Source organism: Pseudomonas sp. D8002 (assembly GCF_013385695.1).
Classification (GTDB): Bacteria; Pseudomonadota; Gammaproteobacteria; order Pseudomonadales; family Pseudomonadaceae; genus Aquipseudomonas.
This window is the reverse complement of sequence record NZ_JACAPM010000015.1, coordinates 297-16,382: the sequence shown is the minus strand read 5'-3', so window position 1 is coordinate 16,382 and position 16,086 is coordinate 297. Positions and strand designations below refer to the sequence as shown.

At 59.7% G+C, this 16,086-nt stretch carries 15 protein-coding genes; 5 read left to right on the top strand and 10 right to left on the bottom strand.

The window, feature by feature from the left end:
- Positions 1-103 precede the first annotated feature (103 nt).
- Positions 104-1,357, top strand: a complete 1,254-nt coding sequence (gene glyA / locus HX807_RS08960) for a serine hydroxymethyltransferase (protein ID WP_008432824.1) — start codon at positions 104-106, stop codon at positions 1,355-1,357.
- Positions 1,358-1,554: 197 nt separating this feature from the next.
- On the opposite strand, the gene yjiA is transcribed toward glyA, so the two are convergent.
- The 3 genes from yjiA to HX807_RS08945 form a co-directional block, all read right to left on the bottom strand.
- A complete protein-coding gene (gene yjiA, locus HX807_RS08955; protein WP_177049775.1) occupies positions 1,555-2,514 on the bottom strand; it encodes a GTPase in 960 nt (319 codons plus the stop codon).
- 147 nt (positions 2,515-2,661) lie between these two features.
- Positions 2,662-2,859, bottom strand: a complete 198-nt coding sequence (locus tag HX807_RS08950) for a YbdD/YjiX family protein (protein ID WP_003176208.1) — start codon at positions 2,857-2,859, stop codon at positions 2,662-2,664.
- A 15-nt stretch (positions 2,860-2,874) separates the two neighbouring features.
- A complete protein-coding gene (locus tag HX807_RS08945) occupies positions 2,875-4,941 on the bottom strand; it encodes a carbon starvation CstA family protein (RefSeq protein ID WP_003215826.1) in 2,067 nt (688 codons plus the stop codon).
- A gap of 173 nt (positions 4,942-5,114) precedes the next feature.
- On the opposite strand from HX807_RS08945, the gene HX807_RS08940 reads away from it, so the two are divergent.
- Positions 5,115-5,483 (top strand): PilZ domain-containing protein, encoded by a 369-nt coding sequence (locus HX807_RS08940; RefSeq protein WP_008432822.1) that lies wholly within the window; start codon positions 5,115-5,117, stop codon positions 5,481-5,483.
- Between the two features lie 115 nt (positions 5,484-5,598).
- On the opposite strand, the gene radA is transcribed toward HX807_RS08940, so the two are convergent.
- From radA to katB, 3 genes are all read right to left on the bottom strand, one after another.
- Positions 5,599-6,966 carry a DNA repair protein RadA gene (gene radA / locus HX807_RS08935; protein WP_003215821.1) on the bottom strand — a complete coding sequence of 456 codons (1,368 nt, stop codon included), beginning with the start codon at positions 6,964-6,966 and terminating at the stop codon, positions 5,599-5,601.
- Positions 6,967-7,001: 35 nt separating this feature from the next.
- On the bottom strand, positions 7,002-7,541 hold the full coding sequence (locus tag HX807_RS08930) for an ankyrin repeat domain-containing protein (RefSeq protein ID WP_177049774.1): 540 nt from the start codon (positions 7,539-7,541) through the stop codon (positions 7,002-7,004).
- Between the two features lie 105 nt (positions 7,542-7,646).
- Complete coding sequence (katB, locus tag HX807_RS08925) at positions 7,647-9,188, bottom strand: catalase KatB (RefSeq protein ID WP_003215817.1); 1,542 nt, start codon at positions 9,186-9,188, stop codon at positions 7,647-7,649.
- A 286-nt stretch (positions 9,189-9,474) separates the two neighbouring features.
- Between katB and mscL the strand changes: the two genes are divergently transcribed.
- Positions 9,475-9,891 (top strand): large-conductance mechanosensitive channel protein MscL, encoded by a 417-nt coding sequence (gene mscL, locus HX807_RS08920; protein ID WP_003215816.1) that lies wholly within the window; start codon positions 9,475-9,477, stop codon positions 9,889-9,891.
- A gap of 40 nt (positions 9,892-9,931) precedes the next feature.
- Here the strand turns inward: mscL and HX807_RS08915 are convergent, their stop codons facing one another.
- Complete coding sequence (locus tag HX807_RS08915; protein ID WP_177049772.1) at positions 9,932-10,708, bottom strand: ferredoxin--NADP reductase; 777 nt, start codon at positions 10,706-10,708, stop codon at positions 9,932-9,934.
- 404 nt (positions 10,709-11,112) lie between these two features.
- On the opposite strand from HX807_RS08915, the gene HX807_RS08910 reads away from it, so the two are divergent.
- Positions 11,113-11,823 (top strand): LuxR family transcriptional regulator, encoded by a 711-nt coding sequence (locus HX807_RS08910; RefSeq protein ID WP_003215813.1) that lies wholly within the window; start codon positions 11,113-11,115, stop codon positions 11,821-11,823.
- A 128-nt stretch (positions 11,824-11,951) separates the two neighbouring features.
- A complete protein-coding gene (locus HX807_RS08905; protein ID WP_003215811.1) occupies positions 11,952-13,076 on the top strand; it encodes a methyltransferase in 1,125 nt (374 codons plus the stop codon).
- Positions 13,077-13,117: 41 nt separating this feature from the next.
- On the opposite strand, the gene HX807_RS08900 is transcribed toward HX807_RS08905, so the two are convergent.
- Genes HX807_RS08900 through HX807_RS08890 form a run of 3 tightly spaced genes read right to left on the bottom strand, consistent with a single transcriptional unit; the run spans position 13,118 to position 15,748 of the window.
- On the bottom strand, positions 13,118-13,285 hold the full coding sequence (locus tag HX807_RS08900) for a DUF2474 domain-containing protein (protein WP_003215809.1): 168 nt from the start codon (positions 13,283-13,285) through the stop codon (positions 13,118-13,120).
- A gap of 12 nt (positions 13,286-13,297) precedes the next feature.
- Positions 13,298-14,305, bottom strand: a complete 1,008-nt coding sequence (gene cydB / locus HX807_RS08895) for a cytochrome d ubiquinol oxidase subunit II (protein ID WP_008432810.1) — start codon at positions 14,303-14,305, stop codon at positions 13,298-13,300.
- Between the two features lie 3 nt (positions 14,306-14,308).
- Positions 14,309-15,748 carry a cytochrome ubiquinol oxidase subunit I gene (locus tag HX807_RS08890; protein WP_008432808.1) on the bottom strand — a complete coding sequence of 480 codons (1,440 nt, stop codon included), beginning with the start codon at positions 15,746-15,748 and terminating at the stop codon, positions 14,309-14,311.
- Positions 15,749-16,086: the final 338 nt, after the last annotated feature.

The window sequence follows — 16,086 nt, the reverse complement described above, 5'->3', positions numbered from 1 at the left end:
GATGAGCCCCGCTTGTCCGCGACATGATGTCCTTTCATATGCCATCTAAAACCCATTGGGTTAGAATGCGCTTCTTTTCTGCCCCCGATCCTTGAGGACCGCCATGTTCAGCCGTGATTTGACTATTGCCAAGTACGACGCCGATCTCTTTGCCGCCATGGAGCAAGAAGCTCAGCGCCAGGAAGAGCACATTGAGCTGATCGCTTCGGAAAACTACACCAGCCCCGCCGTGATGGAGGCTCAAGGTTCGGTTCTGACCAACAAGTACGCCGAAGGCTACCCGGGCAAGCGCTACTACGGCGGTTGCGAGTTCGTCGACATCGTTGAGCAACTGGCCATCGACCGCGCCAAGGAACTGTTCGGCGCCGATTACGCCAACGTCCAGCCACACGCCGGCTCCCAAGCCAACAGCGCCGTGTACCTGGCCCTGCTGCAAGCGGGCGACACCATCCTGGGCATGAGCCTGGCCCACGGCGGTCACCTGACCCACGGCGCCAGCGTTTCCTCCTCCGGCAAGCTGTACAACGCCGTTCAGTACGGCATCGACGGCAACGGCCTGATCGACTACGACGAAGTCGAGCGCCTGGCCGTTGAGCACAAGCCAAAAATGATCGTGGCCGGTTTCTCTGCCTACTCGCAGATCCTGGATTTCCCACGCTTCCGCGAAATCGCTGACAAGGTCGGCGCCTACCTGTTCGTCGACATGGCCCACGTGGCCGGTCTGGTCGCCGCTGGCGTCTACCCGAACCCGGTTCCGTTCGCTGACGTCGTGACCACCACCACCCACAAGACCCTGCGCGGTCCACGTGGCGGCCTGATCCTGGCTCGCGCCAACGCCGAGATCGAGAAGAAGCTGAACTCCGCCGTATTCCCGGGCGGCCAGGGTGGCCCGCTGGAGCACGTGATCGCCGCCAAAGCGATCTGCTTCAAGGAAGCGCTGCAGCCTGAGTTCAAGACCTACCAGCAGCAAGTGGTGAAAAACGCCAAGGCCATGGCCGGCGTGTTCATCGAGCGTGGTTTTGACGTGGTGTCCGGCGGTACTGAGAACCACCTGTTCCTGCTGTCGCTGATCAAGCAGGACATCTCCGGTAAAGACGCTGACGCCGCTCTGGGCAAAGCCTTCATCACCGTGAACAAGAACTCGGTACCGAACGACCCACGTTCGCCGTTCGTCACCTCCGGCCTGCGCTTCGGCACCCCGGCGGTGACCACTCGTGGCTTCAAGGAAGCAGAGTGCAAGGAACTGGCTGGCTGGATCTGCGACATCCTGGCTGACCTGAACAACGAAGCAGTGATTGACGCTGTGCGTGAGAAGGTCAAGGCCATCTGCAAGAAGCTGCCGGTATACGGCGCTTGATTGCAGTTGCTTGAATGAAAAGCCCGGCTCTTGAGCCGGGCTTTTTTATGCCTGAAAACGCTGCTTTCTCAATTTGAAATGACATCAAATGTGGGAGCGGGCTTGCTCGCGAAAGCGCTGTGTCAGTTGATGCATGGGCTGACTGATACACCGCTTTCGCGAGCAAGCCCGCTCCCACATTTTGACTGCGTTTCAAGTCAGGATTGGTAAACCCGCGCAAAGCCTTCGCGAATCTTCTCTTCCGGCAACTCGTCAGCAATAAACACAATCACACTTTCCCGCGCTTCGCCTTCGGCCCATTCGGTGTCCCAATCGAACCCGTAGAGCTTCAGCACGCCCTGGAACACCATGCGCCGGTCTTCCCCGGCAATGTTCAGCACGCCTTTGTAGCGCAGCAATTGCTTGCCGTGGTCTTCCAGCAGCTCGTTCATGAACTCGCTGAGTTTGTCGATATCCAGCGGCTGGTCAGTGCGCAGCACCAGGCTGGAAATACGGTCGATGGACGGCGCCTGGCTCACCGGGCGCAGGCTCATGCCGGCGTTGAGGTTGAAGCCGCGCACATCCAGCAGTTCGGCGAGGTCGATCTTGCCGTGTTCCACCACACGAATCGGCGCCCGGCGGTTGATACGAGTCAGGCGCTCGCTGAGGGCGTCGAAGGTGGCATCGTCCACCAGGTCGCGCTTGCTCACCAGCAGGCGGTCGGCAAACCCGATCTGCGCCTGGGCGATGGTCTGGGTCAGGTGGTGCTCCGCGTGGGCCGCGTCCACCAGGGTGATGATACCGTCGAGGATGTAGCGCTCGCGCAGTTCTTCATCGATGAAAAAGGTCTGGGCCACGGGGGCCGGGTCGGCCAGGCCGGTGCACTCGATCACCAGGCGGTCGAAGGCGATCTCGCTGCTGTCCAGGCGCTCCAGCAACAGGTACAGGGCCTTGGTCAGGTCAGTGTGGATGGTGCAGCACACGCAGCCATTGGACAGGGTCATGACTTGCACCGGCTCGCTGCCCAACAGTTGGGTGTCGATACCGGCGTCGCTGAATTCATTTTCGATCACGGCGATTTTCAAGCCGTGCTCGGCCTTGAGCAGGTGACGCAACAAGGTGGTCTTGCCAGCGCCGAGGAAGCCGCTGAGGACGGTGACGGGGATGGGAGAGGACAAAGAATTCTCCTTGAAGAAACACAAAACAAATGTGGGAGCGGGCTTGCTCGCGAAGGCGGCGTGTCAGTCAGCACATGCATCACTGAAAGACCGCCTTCGCGAGCAAGCCCGCTCCCACAAGGGATTACCGCAGCCCGAACTACCGGGCTAGCAGCACTTGGGCCCACCCTTGCCGCCGTAACGGGCTTCCTGGCGTTCCCGGAAGAACGCCTTGTAGTCCATCATCGGTTTGTCCGGGTGTTTGGTTTGCATATGCTCGACGTAGGTGTCGTAGTCGGGCATGCCGACCATCAGGCGCGCGGCCTGACCGAGGTATTTACCGAGGCGACTGATGTCATTGAACATGATTGCAATCCTCTATCAAGCGTCCGGGATGGCCTGGTATGGCGCTTCTTTATCCGTACGTTCCTTTTTGCCCCAGGCAGCAATGCCGACCTTGAGCGCATAGAACAGGATGCTGAAGACCACGAACAGGAACAGCGCCGTCAGCGTTGCGTTGGTGTAGGCGTTCCAGATCACGTGTTGCATCTGGTCGATGCTCTTGGCCGGTGCGAGGATCTGGCCGCCGGCCAGGGCATCGCTGTATTTCTTGGCCAGCGACAGGAAGCCGATCGCCGGGTTGGCGTCGAACAGCTTGATGAAGCCTGCGGTCACGGTGCAGATCAGCAGCCATACGGCTGGCAGCATGGTCACCCAGATGTAGCGCTGGCGTTTCATTTTGATCAGCACAACCGTGGCGAGCATCAGCGCGATACCGGCCAGCATCTGGTTGGAGATACCGAACAGCGGCCACAAGGTGTTGATGCCGCCCAGTGGGTCGATCACGCCCTGGTACAGCAGGTAACCCCACATCGCCACGCAACCTGCGGTGGCGATCAGGTTGGCCGTCCAGGACTCGGTACGCTTGAGCGCCGGCACGAAGGAGCCGAGCAAATCCTGCAGCATGAAGCGACCGGCACGGGTACCGGCGTCGACCGCAGTCAGGATGAACAGCGCTTCGAACAGGATCGCAAAGTGGTACCAGAACGCCATGGTGTTTTCACCCGGCAGGACGCTGTGCAGGATCTGCGCGATACCGACCGCCAGGGTCGGCGCACCACCGGCACGGGCCAGGATGGTGGACTCACCAATGTCATGGGCCACCGCCTGCAACGCTTCCGGGGTAATTGCAAAACCCCAGCTGCTGACGGTTTGCGCCACAGCCACCACGTCACCGCCGACAATCGCGGCCGGGCTGTTCATGGCGAAGTACACCCCTGGCTCGATCACCGAAGCGGCAACCATCGCCATGATGGCCACGAACGACTCCATCAACATGCCGCCGTAGCCGATGTAACGGGCGTGCCCTTCACTGGCCAGCAACTTGGGCGTGGTGCCCGAGGAGATCAGTGCGTGGAAACCCGAGACCGCGCCACAGGCGATGGTGATGAACAGGAACGGGAACAGGCCGCCCTTCCACACCGGGCCGGTGCCATCGATGAACTGGGTCAGCGCCGGCATTTTCAGGTCGGGCATGGTCACCAGGATGCCAATCGCCAGGGCGATGATGGTGCCGATTTTCAGGAACGTAGACAGGTAGTCCCGTGGCGCGAGGATCAGCCACACCGGCAACACGGCAGCCACGAAGCCATAACCCACCAGCATCCAGGTGATCTGGATGCCGGTGAAGCTGAAGGCCTTGGCCCACACCGGGTCAGCGGCAATCTGCCCGCCCAGCCAGATCGAACCCAGCAGCAACAGCACGCCGACAATCGAGATTTCACCGATGCGGCCCGGGCGGATGTAGCGCATGTAAATGCCCATGAACATCGCGATCGGAATGGTTGCCATCACCGTGAAGATGCCCCACGGGCTTTCGGCCAGGGCCTTGACCACGATCAGCGCCAGCACCGCGAGGATGATGATCATGATCAGGAAGCAGCCGAACAGCGCGATGGTCCCGGGCACACGGCCCATTTCTTCGCGGACCATGTCCCCCAGGGAACGGCCGTTGCGACGAGTGGACAGGAACAGGACCATGAAGTCCTGCACCGCCCCGGCCAGCACCACGCCGGCGATCAGCCACAACGTGCCGGGCAGGTAGCCCATCTGCGCCGCCAGTACCGGGCCGACCAAAGGCCCTGCGCCGGCGATTGCCGCGAAGTGGTGACCAAAAAGGATGTGTTTGTTGGTCGGCACATAGTCCAGACCGTCGTTGTTCAGCACAGCGGGGGTAGCCCGCAGTGGATCGAGCTGCATCACATGGTTAGCGATGAACAGACTGTAGTAACGGTAAGCAACCAGATAAATGGCCACTGCTGCGACCACGATCCACAAGGCGTTGATCGCCTCGCCGCGGCGCAAGGCTACTACGCCCAGGGCGCACGCTCCTACGATTGCCAGCAGCAGCCAGGGTAGATGGCGTAGCAGGCTATTATTATTTTTCATTTTTATATTCCAGCCAGGGTGGACAGAAAGACAGCCATCCCGAGTTTAGCGCTACTGGCCTTAAAGGCCACCCCCCTACGTTGGTCTAGAGCCTTGCCGGGGCAAAAAAAGCAGAAAAAACCGCCCCATGATGGCGCACGGCTACAATTCCTTTATCCACAGAGGGTTTCACCATGAGCGAACAGCCTTCAGACCGACGCCGTTTCCGACGCATTGCCTTCGACGCCAGGACCGAGCTCACGCAAGACGGCCGTGTCTGGCCGGTGCAATTGGTAGATTTGTCGCTCAAGGGCTTGCTGGTGCAACGGCCGCAAGAATGGCACGGCCATCGCTACGAATCGTTCGATGTGGACATTCATCTCGACGCCGAGACCGACGTGAAGATGCAGGTGCGGCTGACCCACGACGATCATGGGCAGCTCGGCTTTGTGTGCGAACACATCGACCTCGACTCCATAAGCCACCTGCGGCGGATAATCGAGCTGAACCTGGGCGATCAGGAAGAACTGGAGCGGGAATTCGCCGCCTTGCTGGAGATCTGAGCATGTGGGAGCTGGCTTGCCTGTGATGGCGGTGTGTCAGTTTGCATATCAATCAGCTGATACACCGCCATCGCGGGCAAGCCCGGCTCCCACAAGGGGGATGTGTGGCTGGCGACTATTCGAACAGGGCATCCAGCGCCTGCTCCAGGCGCGTTACCCCGATCACTTGCAGCCCCGGTGGCATTTCTTTCGGCGCATTGCCCTTGGGCACGATGGCGCGCTTGAAGCCATGCTTGGCCGCTTCCTTCAGGCGCTCCTGGCCGCTGGGCACCGGGCGCACTTCACCCGACAGGCCCACTTCGCCAAACACCAGCAAGTCATGGGGCAACGGCCGGTTGCGCAGGCTGGACATCACCGCCGCCATCAACGCCAGGTCAGACGCGGTTTCCAGCACCTTGACCCCGCCCACCACGTTGAGGAACACGTCCTGGTCATGGGTGGGAATGCCGCCGTGGCGGTGCAATACCGCCAGCAACATCGCCAGCCGGTTCTGGTCCAGGCCCAGGGTGACACGACGCGGGTTGGCCAAGTGGCTGTCGTCCACCAGCGCCTGGACTTCCACCAGCATCGGCCGGGTGCCTTCCCACGTTGCCATCACCACGCTGCCCGGGACTTCTTCCTGGGCACGGGTAAGAAAAATCGCTGACGGGTTGGAGACCTCTTTCAAGCCCCGGTCAGTCATGGCGAACACACCCAGCTCGTTGACTGCGCCAAAACGGTTCTTCACCGCCCGCAACAAACGCAACCGCCCATCGGACTCGCCTTCGAAATACAGCACGGTGTCGACCATGTGTTCCAGCACCCGTGGGCCGGCCAATGCGCCTTCTTTCGTCACGTGGCCCACCAGGAAAATCGCCGTGCCGCTCTGTTTCGCATAGCGCACCAGCAGCGCGGCACTTTCCCGCACCTGGGACACGCCACCCGGTGCCGATTGCAGTTGCTCGGTGAAAATCGTCTGGATCGAATCGATCACCATCACCTTGGGCTTTTCCAGGCGCGCGGTGGCGATGATGCTTTCGATGCAGGTTTCGGTCATCACCCGCAGTTGGTCCTGAGGCAAGCCCAGGCGGCGCGCACGCATGGCCACCTGCTGCTGGGATTCTTCGCCGGTGACATACAGCGCCGGCATGCGGCTGGCGATGCTGCACAGGGTTTGCAGCAGGATCGTGGACTTACCGATGCCCGGGTCACCGCCGATCAGTACCACCGAACCATCCACCAGGCCGCCGCCCAGCACCCGGTCCAGTTCACCGGAAGCGGTGGAGAAACGCGGGATTTCTTCGACGCTGACTTCGGCCAGGGTCTTGATCTGGGTTTGTTGCCCGGTCCAGCCGGAACGGCCGCTGGGGGCCACGGCGCCGCCGCTTTCGATCATGGTTTCGGTCAGGGTGTTCCACGCACCGCATTCCGTGCACTGGCCGGCCCACTTGGGAAAGGTCGCGCCGCACTCCGTGCAGCCATACATGCGCTTGGCCTTTGCCATTTGAGAACCTCCAACCGAAAAACCGCGATGATAGCTCAGCGCGGCGCCGGGGTACGGATTTCACCGCTGGCCAAACGTGAAGCGCTGTTACCGATCGGGTCTTCGGCATTCAGATCGGCGCCCTTGGCTTTCAGTTCATCCAGCAGTTCCACGCGTTTGAACAGCCCGGCATACATGGCCGCCGTTTGTCCGGCGCCGTTGCGCTGGTCGGGGTTGCAGTCGGTGGCGAGCAGGCGCTGGGCGATTTTCAGCTCACCCTTGAAGATCGCGCCCATCAACGCGGTGTTGCCGCGTTTGTCCTGCACGCAGGCATCGGCGCCGGCGGCGAGCAATCGGTCCACGTAGGCACTTTCACCGTGATAGGCGGCGAGAATCAGCGCCGTGTAGCCTTTTTCATCCTGGGTGTTCAGCGAATAGCCGGATTCGATGAAGGTGTTGAGCATTTCCACGTCGCCACGGCGGGCGGCGTCGAAGTAGTAATCCTGCAGTTGTGCCTTAAGCGCGGCCGGGTCAGCTTGTTCGGCCAATACGCTGAACGACAAACACGCAAGGAAAGCGCCTATAAAGATTCGCATGGTAAATTCTCAGTGATGTGCCACCTGTAGGAGCCGGCTTGCCGGCGATGGCGTACTTGTGGGCGCTATCGCCGGCAAGCCGGCTCCTACAGGGAGCGTGGGCGGTTAGTCGGTCAGCTTTTCGGCCAGTGCCTTGACGCGGGCCAGGTCGCCCTTGGCCACTTTGGTCACGCCGGTGCCGTACTCCGGATCCGCCTTGTAGAGGAACGACAGGATGATGTGCTTGCTCTCGTCATCGGTGGTGGCCAGGGAGCCGCCGAAGTTGTCGATCAAGTCCTGACGCTCTTTCTTGTTGAACGAACGGTACAGGTCGCCGGCCTGCTTGAAGTTCTGCTCACGCTGGATCTTCGCCTGCTGGGTACTGCCCGACAGGGCCGACTGGCTGTACCGCGCGGTTTGCGGCTCTTCCCGTGGCAGCAGGCGGCTTGGCTGGTAGTTCACGCCAGTGGTGGTCTTGCCGAAATTCATCGCGCCGTCCTGGTTACCGTTGTTGACGGTCACCCGGGGTGCGTTGATCGGCAGTTGCAGGGCGTTTGGCCCCAGGCGGTACATTTGCGTATCGGCATAGGAGAACACCCGGCCTTGCAGCAGGCGGTCTTCCGACGGCTCGATGCCCGGCACCAGGTTGGCCGGCGCCATGGCGACTTGCTCGGTTTCCTGGAAGACGTTGGCCGGGTTGCGGTTCAGCACCATCTGCCCGACTTTGCGCTCTGGCACGTCCGGCCAGATCTTGGTGGCATCCAACGGGTCGAAATCAAACTTGGCCAGGTCTTCCGGTTTCAGCACTTGCACATACAGGTCCCACTTGGGGAAGTCTCCCTTATTGATGTGCGTGACCAAATCATTGGTCATATGGCTGTAGTCACGGCCCTGTACTTCAGTCACTTGTTTAGGATCGAGGTTCTTGATGCCTTGCAGGCTCTTCCAGTGGAACTTGACGTAGTGCACTTCGCCCTTGGCGTTAATCAACTTGTAGGCATGTACACCGTTACCGTCCATTTCCCGGTAACTGGCTGGAGTACCGGAGTCCGAGTACAACTCGGTCAACGTACGAGTGGACTCCGGAACATGGGAAAAGAAGTCAAAGCGACGGGAATCATCGTCCAGGTTAGTGCGCGGATCTGGTTTAAAGGCGTGAACCATGTCCGGAAACTTGATCGCATCGCGAATAAAAAACGTCGGGAAGTTATTACCGACCAGGTCCCAATTACCTTCGGCGGTGTAGAACTTGGTGGCGAAGCCGCGCGGGTCACGCAGGGTTTCCGGCGAATGGTTGCCGTGAACGACCGCAGAGAAGCGCACAAATACCGGCGTGGCTTCGCCGGCGGCAAACACCTTGGCCTTGGTCAGGTCGCTGAGGTTATCGGTGACGGTGAAAGTACCGTGAGCGCCGGTGCCACGGGCGTGCACAACGCGCTCCGGAATACGCTCGCGATCAAAGCGCTGTAACTTCTGGATCAGTTGCACGTCTTGCAACAGCACCGGGCCATTCGCACCGGCGGTTTGAGAGTTCTGATTGTCACCGACCGCCGCGCCATTATCGCGCGTGAGGTTGGCGGCGTGTACGGACAGCGAAAGAAGACTGGCGCTCACTGCAAACAGCACCTGTCGCGCAGAAATAGGCCCGCGGCTAATAGGGTTTTTCATCGAGGTATCCTCTGGTTTTTTTAGTGCACATTGAGTTGTGCTTGCCAGAGGCTAGTGACCCGCGAGTCAGAAGATAAATAGAAAAGCCGTACCACCCAGATAAAGAAAATAGTGTGGTAACCCACTGAAATAGCGGGTATTCCGCGCGCGATTGGTGGCACTTTGCAAACTATTTGCGATTTAATGTGTCGATAAAAACGGACACTGTTAGCAGTTGTGTCGAGCAAGCCTCGCCACACTGTCTTACACTGGCTTCTACCTCCTCATCTGTAACAAGGAATAACCTATGGGCGTGTTAAGTGAGTTCAAGGCCTTCGCGGTCAAAGGTAATGTGGTCGACATGGCGGTCGGTATTATCATCGGCGCCGCCTTCGGCAAAATTGTTTCATCCTTTGTAGGCGACGTGGTGATGCCACCTATCGGCCTGTTGATCGGGGGTGTCGACTTCGGCGACCTGGCCGTAACGCTTAAAGCCGCCCAGGGCGATGCGCCGGCGGTCGTACTGGCGTACGGCAAGTTCATCCAGAGCGTGATCGACTTTGTGATCGTTGCGTTTGCGATCTTCATGGGCGTGAAGGCCATCAACCGCCTGAAGCGTGAAGAGGCCGTGGCACCTAGCCTGCCGCCGGTCCCGACCAAGGAAGAAGTGCTGCTGGGGGAGATCCGCGATCTGCTCAAGGCACAGAACAGCAAGCCCGAGTAAGCTCGGCAAAAAGTAAAGGCGCCTGCAGGGCGCCTTTGTTTTACCAGTAGTTTTCTACCGCGACCTGCCCCGGACGGCGGGTCAGGCTCAGTTGCATGTCGCGCTGTTTCAGCAACTGACGCGTGTCGTCGATCATCTGCGGGTTACCGCAAATCATCACCCTGGAATGCTCGGGGGTCAGCTCCACACCGGCGGCGCGTTCCAATTCACCGTTCTCGATCAAGGTGGTAATCCGACCGTTCAGCGCGCCCGGATGTTGCTCGCGGGTGACAATGGGAATGTAGGTGAGCTTGTGGGCGTATTCTGCCAGGTACTCACGTTCGCCCAGTTCATGGATCAACGACTGGTAAGCCAACTCCCTTGCTTCGCGGGCACTATAGACGAGGATAATCCGCTCGAATTTCTCCCACACTTCGAAGTCCTGCAGGATCGAGAGAAACGGCGCAATACCGGTCCCGGTGCCCAACAGCCACAGATCACGACCATCCACAAACCGGTCCAGGGTCAGAAAGCCCGTGGCCTGACGTTCCACCAGCAGGGTATCGCCCTCGCGCAGGCGGCTCAGCTCACTGGTGAACTCGCCACCCGGCACGACGATAGAGAAGAAATCCAGGTGCTCGTCAAAGGGCGAGGACACCACCGAATAAGCACGCCACACAATGCTGCCATCGGCCTTGGTTACCCCCAGGCGCACGAATTGCCCGGCGCGAAAGCGAAAACCAGGGTCTCGGGTAGTGCGCAGGGTAAACAGGCTGGGAGTCAGCGATTTCACGTCGAGCAGGGTCTGGCGGGTGTATTTTTCAGCACTGGCCGTCATGGGAAACTCCATTTGCAGAGGCCCCTAGTGTCCCCCAAAGCGCCGCCTGGAAACACCGATGGTTTGTGCTGGCATTGCCGCTGCCCATTGTGGCAACCGCTGGGCGGTACTAAATATTTGGCTATTAGTCGCCTTCCAACAAGCCATTAGATGAGGGAGTGTAACTAAATACTAACAAGGCGCATTTAGAGCAAGTTCTTAAAACTAATGGAAAAAAATCTTATCGAACGCCTGAAACCTGTACACCGTAGCCAGGTTGTACAAATGTTATTGGCCTAACGCCCGCTTGAACATAACCAAATTTTCATTTCGAGCTGTAGCCGTTGTCCTACACTATTTTTCACGCTGTAAACGGGGGCCTTGGAAGTACCCCATGTAAGAACCGTTCACATGGAGAGTTACCGATGGTCAACTGGCACAACACTCGCCTGCCCAAACTCGAAGGGGAAAGCGAAATAACCAGTATGTACGAAGCTGCCCTCAACCTTACCTACGAGCTTGGCTTCCAATACTGCGCATTCACCCTTAGTTCCCATCTACCCAACAACCAAACGAAAACTATCAACCTCAACAACTATTCCAATGAATGGAATACGCTGTACAGACAAGAGCACTACTTTGATCTCGACCCTGTGGTTGCGCATTGCAAACGCTCGGTTCTACCGATCGTATGGGACGAGAAAACCTTTTCTTCGGTACCGGACTTATGGGCCCATGCCCAGTCCAACGGACTGAATTTCGGATGGACCCAATCGGTTCATGACTTCCAGGGTGTTTTCAGCATGTTGAGCCTGGGGCGTGCCACCGGCCCAGTGGGCCCTGAAGAACTCTATGAAAAAGCCGGGCAAGTGCTCTGGATTTGCCACGCCATGCACGCGGTGGTGGCCAAAAAATACGCAGACAATCCCAGCCCGCAAGCGCCCAGCAAATTGACCCCGCGGGAAACCGAAATCCTGCAATGGTCGGCCTTGGGCAAGACCGCCTCGGACATCGCCACCATCCTGTGCCTGTCCGAACGCACGGTCGGCTTCCATATCAGCAGTGCGATGAAGAAACTGGGGGTCAGTAACAAGATTGCCGCAGTGATCACGGCAGTCAAATGCGGGTTGTTTTAAACACCGCATGTAATCCAGGGGAAAAAAACGTAACATTTGCGGCCAGTTCCGGATGATGACGCGAGCCCCTGATGCGCCTCGCGTCGCCGCTCACCCCGATGGTTCGCTTACCCAGAGTCTCCCCCGCCATGCCCCTGCTCGACAGCCCCTTCGCCCAACTCGACCTGATCCGTCAGCCAGAACAGCACAACGACCCGCTGCAAGCGTTTGATGCAGCCGATGAGTATTTGCTCAGCTACCTGGCGGAACAACAGCTGACGACGGCGACCCGCGTACTCGTGCTCAACGACAGTTTCGGCGCGCTGGCGGCCAGCCTCGAAGGGCATGTGCAGGTCACCTCCAGTGGTGACTCGTTCCTCGGCGCCCTGGGCCTGGAGAAAAACCTGGCGCGCAACGGCAAGGCTTTCGACGCGGTAACGTTCCTGCCCGCCAGCCAGACACCTGCCGGGCCGTTCGACCGCGTACTGATCCGCGTGCCGAAAACCCTGGCCCTGCTCGAAGAACAATTGATTCGCCTGCAAGGTCAACTGGCACCCGGCGCCGAAGTGATTGCCGGGGCGATGGTCAAGCACCTGCCACGGGCTGCCGGCGAACTGCTGGAGCGCTACATCGGCCCGATGCACGCCTCACTGGCGGTAAAAAAGGCCCGACTGCTGATCGCCACCCTGGCCGATCGGCCACACGCCGTATCGCCCTACCCTACGCGCTACAGCCTGGAAACCCCGGCCATCGAACTGCTCAACCACGCCAACGTGTTCTGCCGCGAAGGCCTGGACATCGGCACCCGGGCCTTCCTGCCGCACCTGCCACAAAACCTGGGCGGCGCTCGCGTAGCCGACCTGGGTTGCGGTAATGGCGTCCTGGCGATTGCCAGCGCGCTGCAAAACCCCGAGGCGCAGTACACGCTGGTCGACGAGTCTTATATGGCGGTGCAATCGGCGGCCGAGAACTGGCGCGCGGCGCTGGGCGAACGTGACGTGCTGATTCGCCCCGGCGACGGCCTGGCCGATCAGGAAGCGCAGTCACTGGATGTGGTGCTGTGCAACCCGCCGTTCCACCAGCAGCAAGTGGTGGGAGACTTCCTCGCCTGGCGCATGTTCCAGCAGGCGCGGGAAGCGTTGGTGGTGGGCGGCGCCCTGTACATCGTCGGTAACCGTCACTTGGGTTATCACACCAAGTTGGCGCGGTTGTTCCGTGGCGTCGAGCAAGTGGCGACCACGCCGAAGTTCGTGGTCCTCAAGGCGCGCAAATAAAAAAGCCCTCCATGAAGGAGGGCAATAGTTACAACGGGATGTCAGTGGGTGGTCAGGCCCGCGGCATTCATGAACATGCGCATCAGGCTGGCCACCACGAACAGGGCCAGGACGCTGCCGGTCCAGATCATCGCCAGCCAGCCCAGGCGCTGCCAGAGCGGCTTTTTCTCGGCCTGTTCGATGTCGTGCAACGAAGGTTTGCCGGACATGAGTCAATCCTCCTAGTGATAACCGTCTTCGTGGGTGACCTTGCCGCGGAACACGTAGTAGCTCCAGAAGGTGTAGCCCAGGATGAACGGAATGATGAACAAGGTGCCCACCAGCATGAAGCCCTGGCTTTGCGGCGGTGCGGCGGCGTCCCAGATCGAAACTGACGGCGGGATGATGTTCGGCCACAGGCTGATCCCCAAGCCACTGTAGCCAAGGAAGATCAGCACCAGTGTCAGCAGGAACGGCGTGTAGTGCGCATTGCGGGCCACGGCGCGAATCAGGCCGTACATGGTCACCAGCACCAGGATCGGCACCGGCAGGAACCAGAACAGGTTCGGCAGGGTGAACCAGCGCGAGGCGATTTCCGGGTGGGCCAGCGGCGTCCAGAGGCTGACGATACCGATCACCGCCAGCACCACGAAGGCCAGGGGCCGAGCCAGGTTGTGCATCTTCTCCTGCAAGCTGCCTTCGGTCTTCATGATCAGCCAGGTGCAGCCCAGCAGCGCATACGCCACGATCAAGGCCACGCCGCAGAACATCGTGAACGGCGTCAGCCAGTCCAGGGAGCCACCGGCAAACTGCCGGTCGACCACCGGGATGCCATCAATGAACGCCCCCAGCGCCACGCCCTGGAAGAACGTCGCTGCCAGCGAGCCGCCGATGAAGGCCTTGTCCCACAAGTGACGCTTGTCGTCCTTGGCCTTGAAGCGGAATTCAAACGCCACGCCACGAAAGATCAGCCCGATCAGCATCAGCATCAGTGGCAGGTACAGCGCCGAGAGCACCACCGAATAGGCCAGCGGGAACGCGCCAAACAACGCCGCGCCGCCGAGTACCAGCCAGGTTTCGTTGCCGTCCCACACGGGGGCGACGGTGTTCATCATCACGTCACGGTCGGTCTTGCCCGGGATGAACGGGAAGAGAATGCCGATCCCCAGGTCGAAGCCATCCATGACCACGTACATCATGATGCCGAAGATGATGATCACGGCCCAGATCAGCGGAAGATCAATACCCATGGCTCAGTTCCCCTTGTTCAAGGTGTCGCCGTGATCGGCATCGGCACTGTCATCAGCCGCCGACAACGGACGGGCCGGTGTGCGTTTCTGCCCAGGACCACCGTGAGTAGGCTCGGTGCTTTCGTGGGTCACAGGCCCTTTGCGCACCAGGCGCATCATGTAGCCCAGGCCCGCGCCGAACAACGCGAAGTACACCACCACAAACAACACCAACGTAATGCTCATCTGCGCAAAGCTGTGATTGGACGAAGCGTCCGCCGTGCGCATCAGCCCGTAGACCACCCACGGCTGCCGGCCGATTTCGGTGGTGAACCAGCCGGCGAGAATCGCGATCAGGCCGGACGGGCCCATCCACAGCGCCAGGTACAGGAACGGCTTGGATGTGTACATTTTGTCGCCACGGCGCAGCCAGAGGCTGAACAGGCCGGTGAAGATCATCAGGAAGCCCAGGCCCACCATGACCCGGAACGACCAGAACACGATGGTCGAGTTGGGACGGTCCTCAGGCGGAAACTCCTTGAGGGCCGGCACCTGCTTGTCCAGGGAGTGGGTCAGGATCAGGCTGCCCAGGTACGGAATTTCTACTGCGAACTTGGTTTTTTCAGCCTTCATGTCCGGCCAGCCGAACAGGATCAGCGGCGTGGGCTCGTTGCCGATATTTTCCCAGTGGCCTTCAATCGCGGCGATCTTCGCCGGCTGATGCTTGAGGGTATTCAGGCCGTGGAAGTCACCGATGACCGCCTGGATCGGTGCAACGATCAGCGCCATCCACATTGCCATCGACAGCATGGTGCGGATCGCCGGGTTGTCCTTGCCGCGCAGCAAGTGCCAGGCCGCCGAGGAGCCGACGAAGAACGCGGTAGCGACGAACGCGGCCGTGGCCATGTGCATCAGGCGGTAGGGGAACGACGGGTTGAAGATCACGGCCAGCCAGTCGGTTGGAATCACCCGGCCATCAATGATTTCAAAGCCCTGTGGCGTCTGCATCCAGCTGTTGGAGGCAAGAATCCAGAAAGTCGAGATCAGCGTGCCGACGGCCACCATCACCGTGGCAAAGAAGTGCAGCTTGCGTCCGACCTTGTTCCAGCCGAACAGCATGACCCCAAGGAAGCCGGCTTCGAGGAAGAACGCCGTGAGCACCTCATAAGTCAGCAACGGCCCGGTGACGGCACCGGCGAAGTCCGAGAAGCGGCTCCAGTTGGTGCCGAACTGATAGGCCATGACCAGGCCGGAGACCACGCCCATGCCGAAGTTGACGGCAAAGATCTTCGACCAGAAATGGTAGAGGTCACGGTAGGTGTCGTTGTGGGTCTTGAGCCACAGGCCTTCCAGCACCGCAAGGTAACTGGCCAGGCCGATGGTGATGGCCGGGAACAGGATATGGAATGAGATGGTGAACGCGAATTGAATTCGGGCGAGATCTAGCGCCTCCAAACCGAACATAAGTCTTCCTCTGTCAGGTAATACCGAATGCTGGCTGGAGGCCTGCACCCACTGCCCCCACGGATATGGAGTGTGGCGAATTCAAATTCGTTTCTTTTTATAACCAACCACGCAGGGATTCTGGCCTTGCGACCGCCAGAGCAATCCCGGCGAAGGTTTTGATCTGGATCAAGCATTGCTGAAAGAGTAGTCCCATTTTCGCGAGAGCAAGGCGTGGTCTTTTGCCGCGTGACAGGTTGCCTCAGTGGTCACTGGGTGTTGTCTTTGGTGAGATTGGGCGTGTTTTGGGTGTATATCCGTTATTTGGGTGATGGCTGGTATTGGTTCCGCTCTTACAG

Bases quoted from the DNA above. Each gene is read 5' to 3' on its own strand.
- glyA (WP_008432824.1), top strand. From the start codon at position 104: ATGTTCAGCCGTGATTTGACTATTGCCAAGTACGACGCCGATCTCTTT.
- HX807_RS08950 (WP_003176208.1), bottom strand. From the start codon at position 2,859: ATGTTCAATGACATCAGTCGCCTCGGTAAATACCTCGGTCAGGCCGCG.
- HX807_RS08945 (WP_003215826.1), bottom strand. From the start codon at position 4,941: ATGAAAAATAATAATAGCCTGCTACGCCATCTACCCTGGCTGCTGCTG.
- HX807_RS08940 (WP_008432822.1), top strand. From the start codon at position 5,115: ATGAGCGAACAGCCTTCAGACCGACGCCGTTTCCGACGCATTGCCTTC.
- radA (WP_003215821.1), bottom strand. From the start codon at position 6,966: ATGGCAAAGGCCAAGCGCATGTATGGCTGCACGGAGTGCGGCGCGACC.
- HX807_RS08930 (WP_177049774.1), bottom strand. From the start codon at position 7,541: ATGCGAATCTTTATAGGCGCTTTCCTTGCGTGTTTGTCGTTCAGCGTA.
- katB (WP_003215817.1), bottom strand. From the start codon at position 9,188: ATGAAAAACCCTATTAGCCGCGGGCCTATTTCTGCGCGACAGGTGCTG.
- mscL (WP_003215816.1), top strand. From the start codon at position 9,475: ATGGGCGTGTTAAGTGAGTTCAAGGCCTTCGCGGTCAAAGGTAATGTG.
- HX807_RS08915 (WP_177049772.1), bottom strand. From the start codon at position 10,708: ATGACGGCCAGTGCTGAAAAATACACCCGCCAGACCCTGCTCGACGTG.
- HX807_RS08910 (WP_003215813.1), top strand. From the start codon at position 11,113: ATGGTCAACTGGCACAACACTCGCCTGCCCAAACTCGAAGGGGAAAGC.
- HX807_RS08905 (WP_003215811.1), top strand. From the start codon at position 11,952: ATGCCCCTGCTCGACAGCCCCTTCGCCCAACTCGACCTGATCCGTCAG.
- HX807_RS08900 (WP_003215809.1), bottom strand. From the start codon at position 13,285: ATGTCCGGCAAACCTTCGTTGCACGACATCGAACAGGCCGAGAAAAAG.
- cydB (WP_008432810.1), bottom strand. From the start codon at position 14,305: ATGGGTATTGATCTTCCGCTGATCTGGGCCGTGATCATCATCTTCGGC.
- HX807_RS08890 (WP_008432808.1), bottom strand. From the start codon at position 15,748: ATGTTCGGTTTGGAGGCGCTAGATCTCGCCCGAATTCAATTCGCGTTC.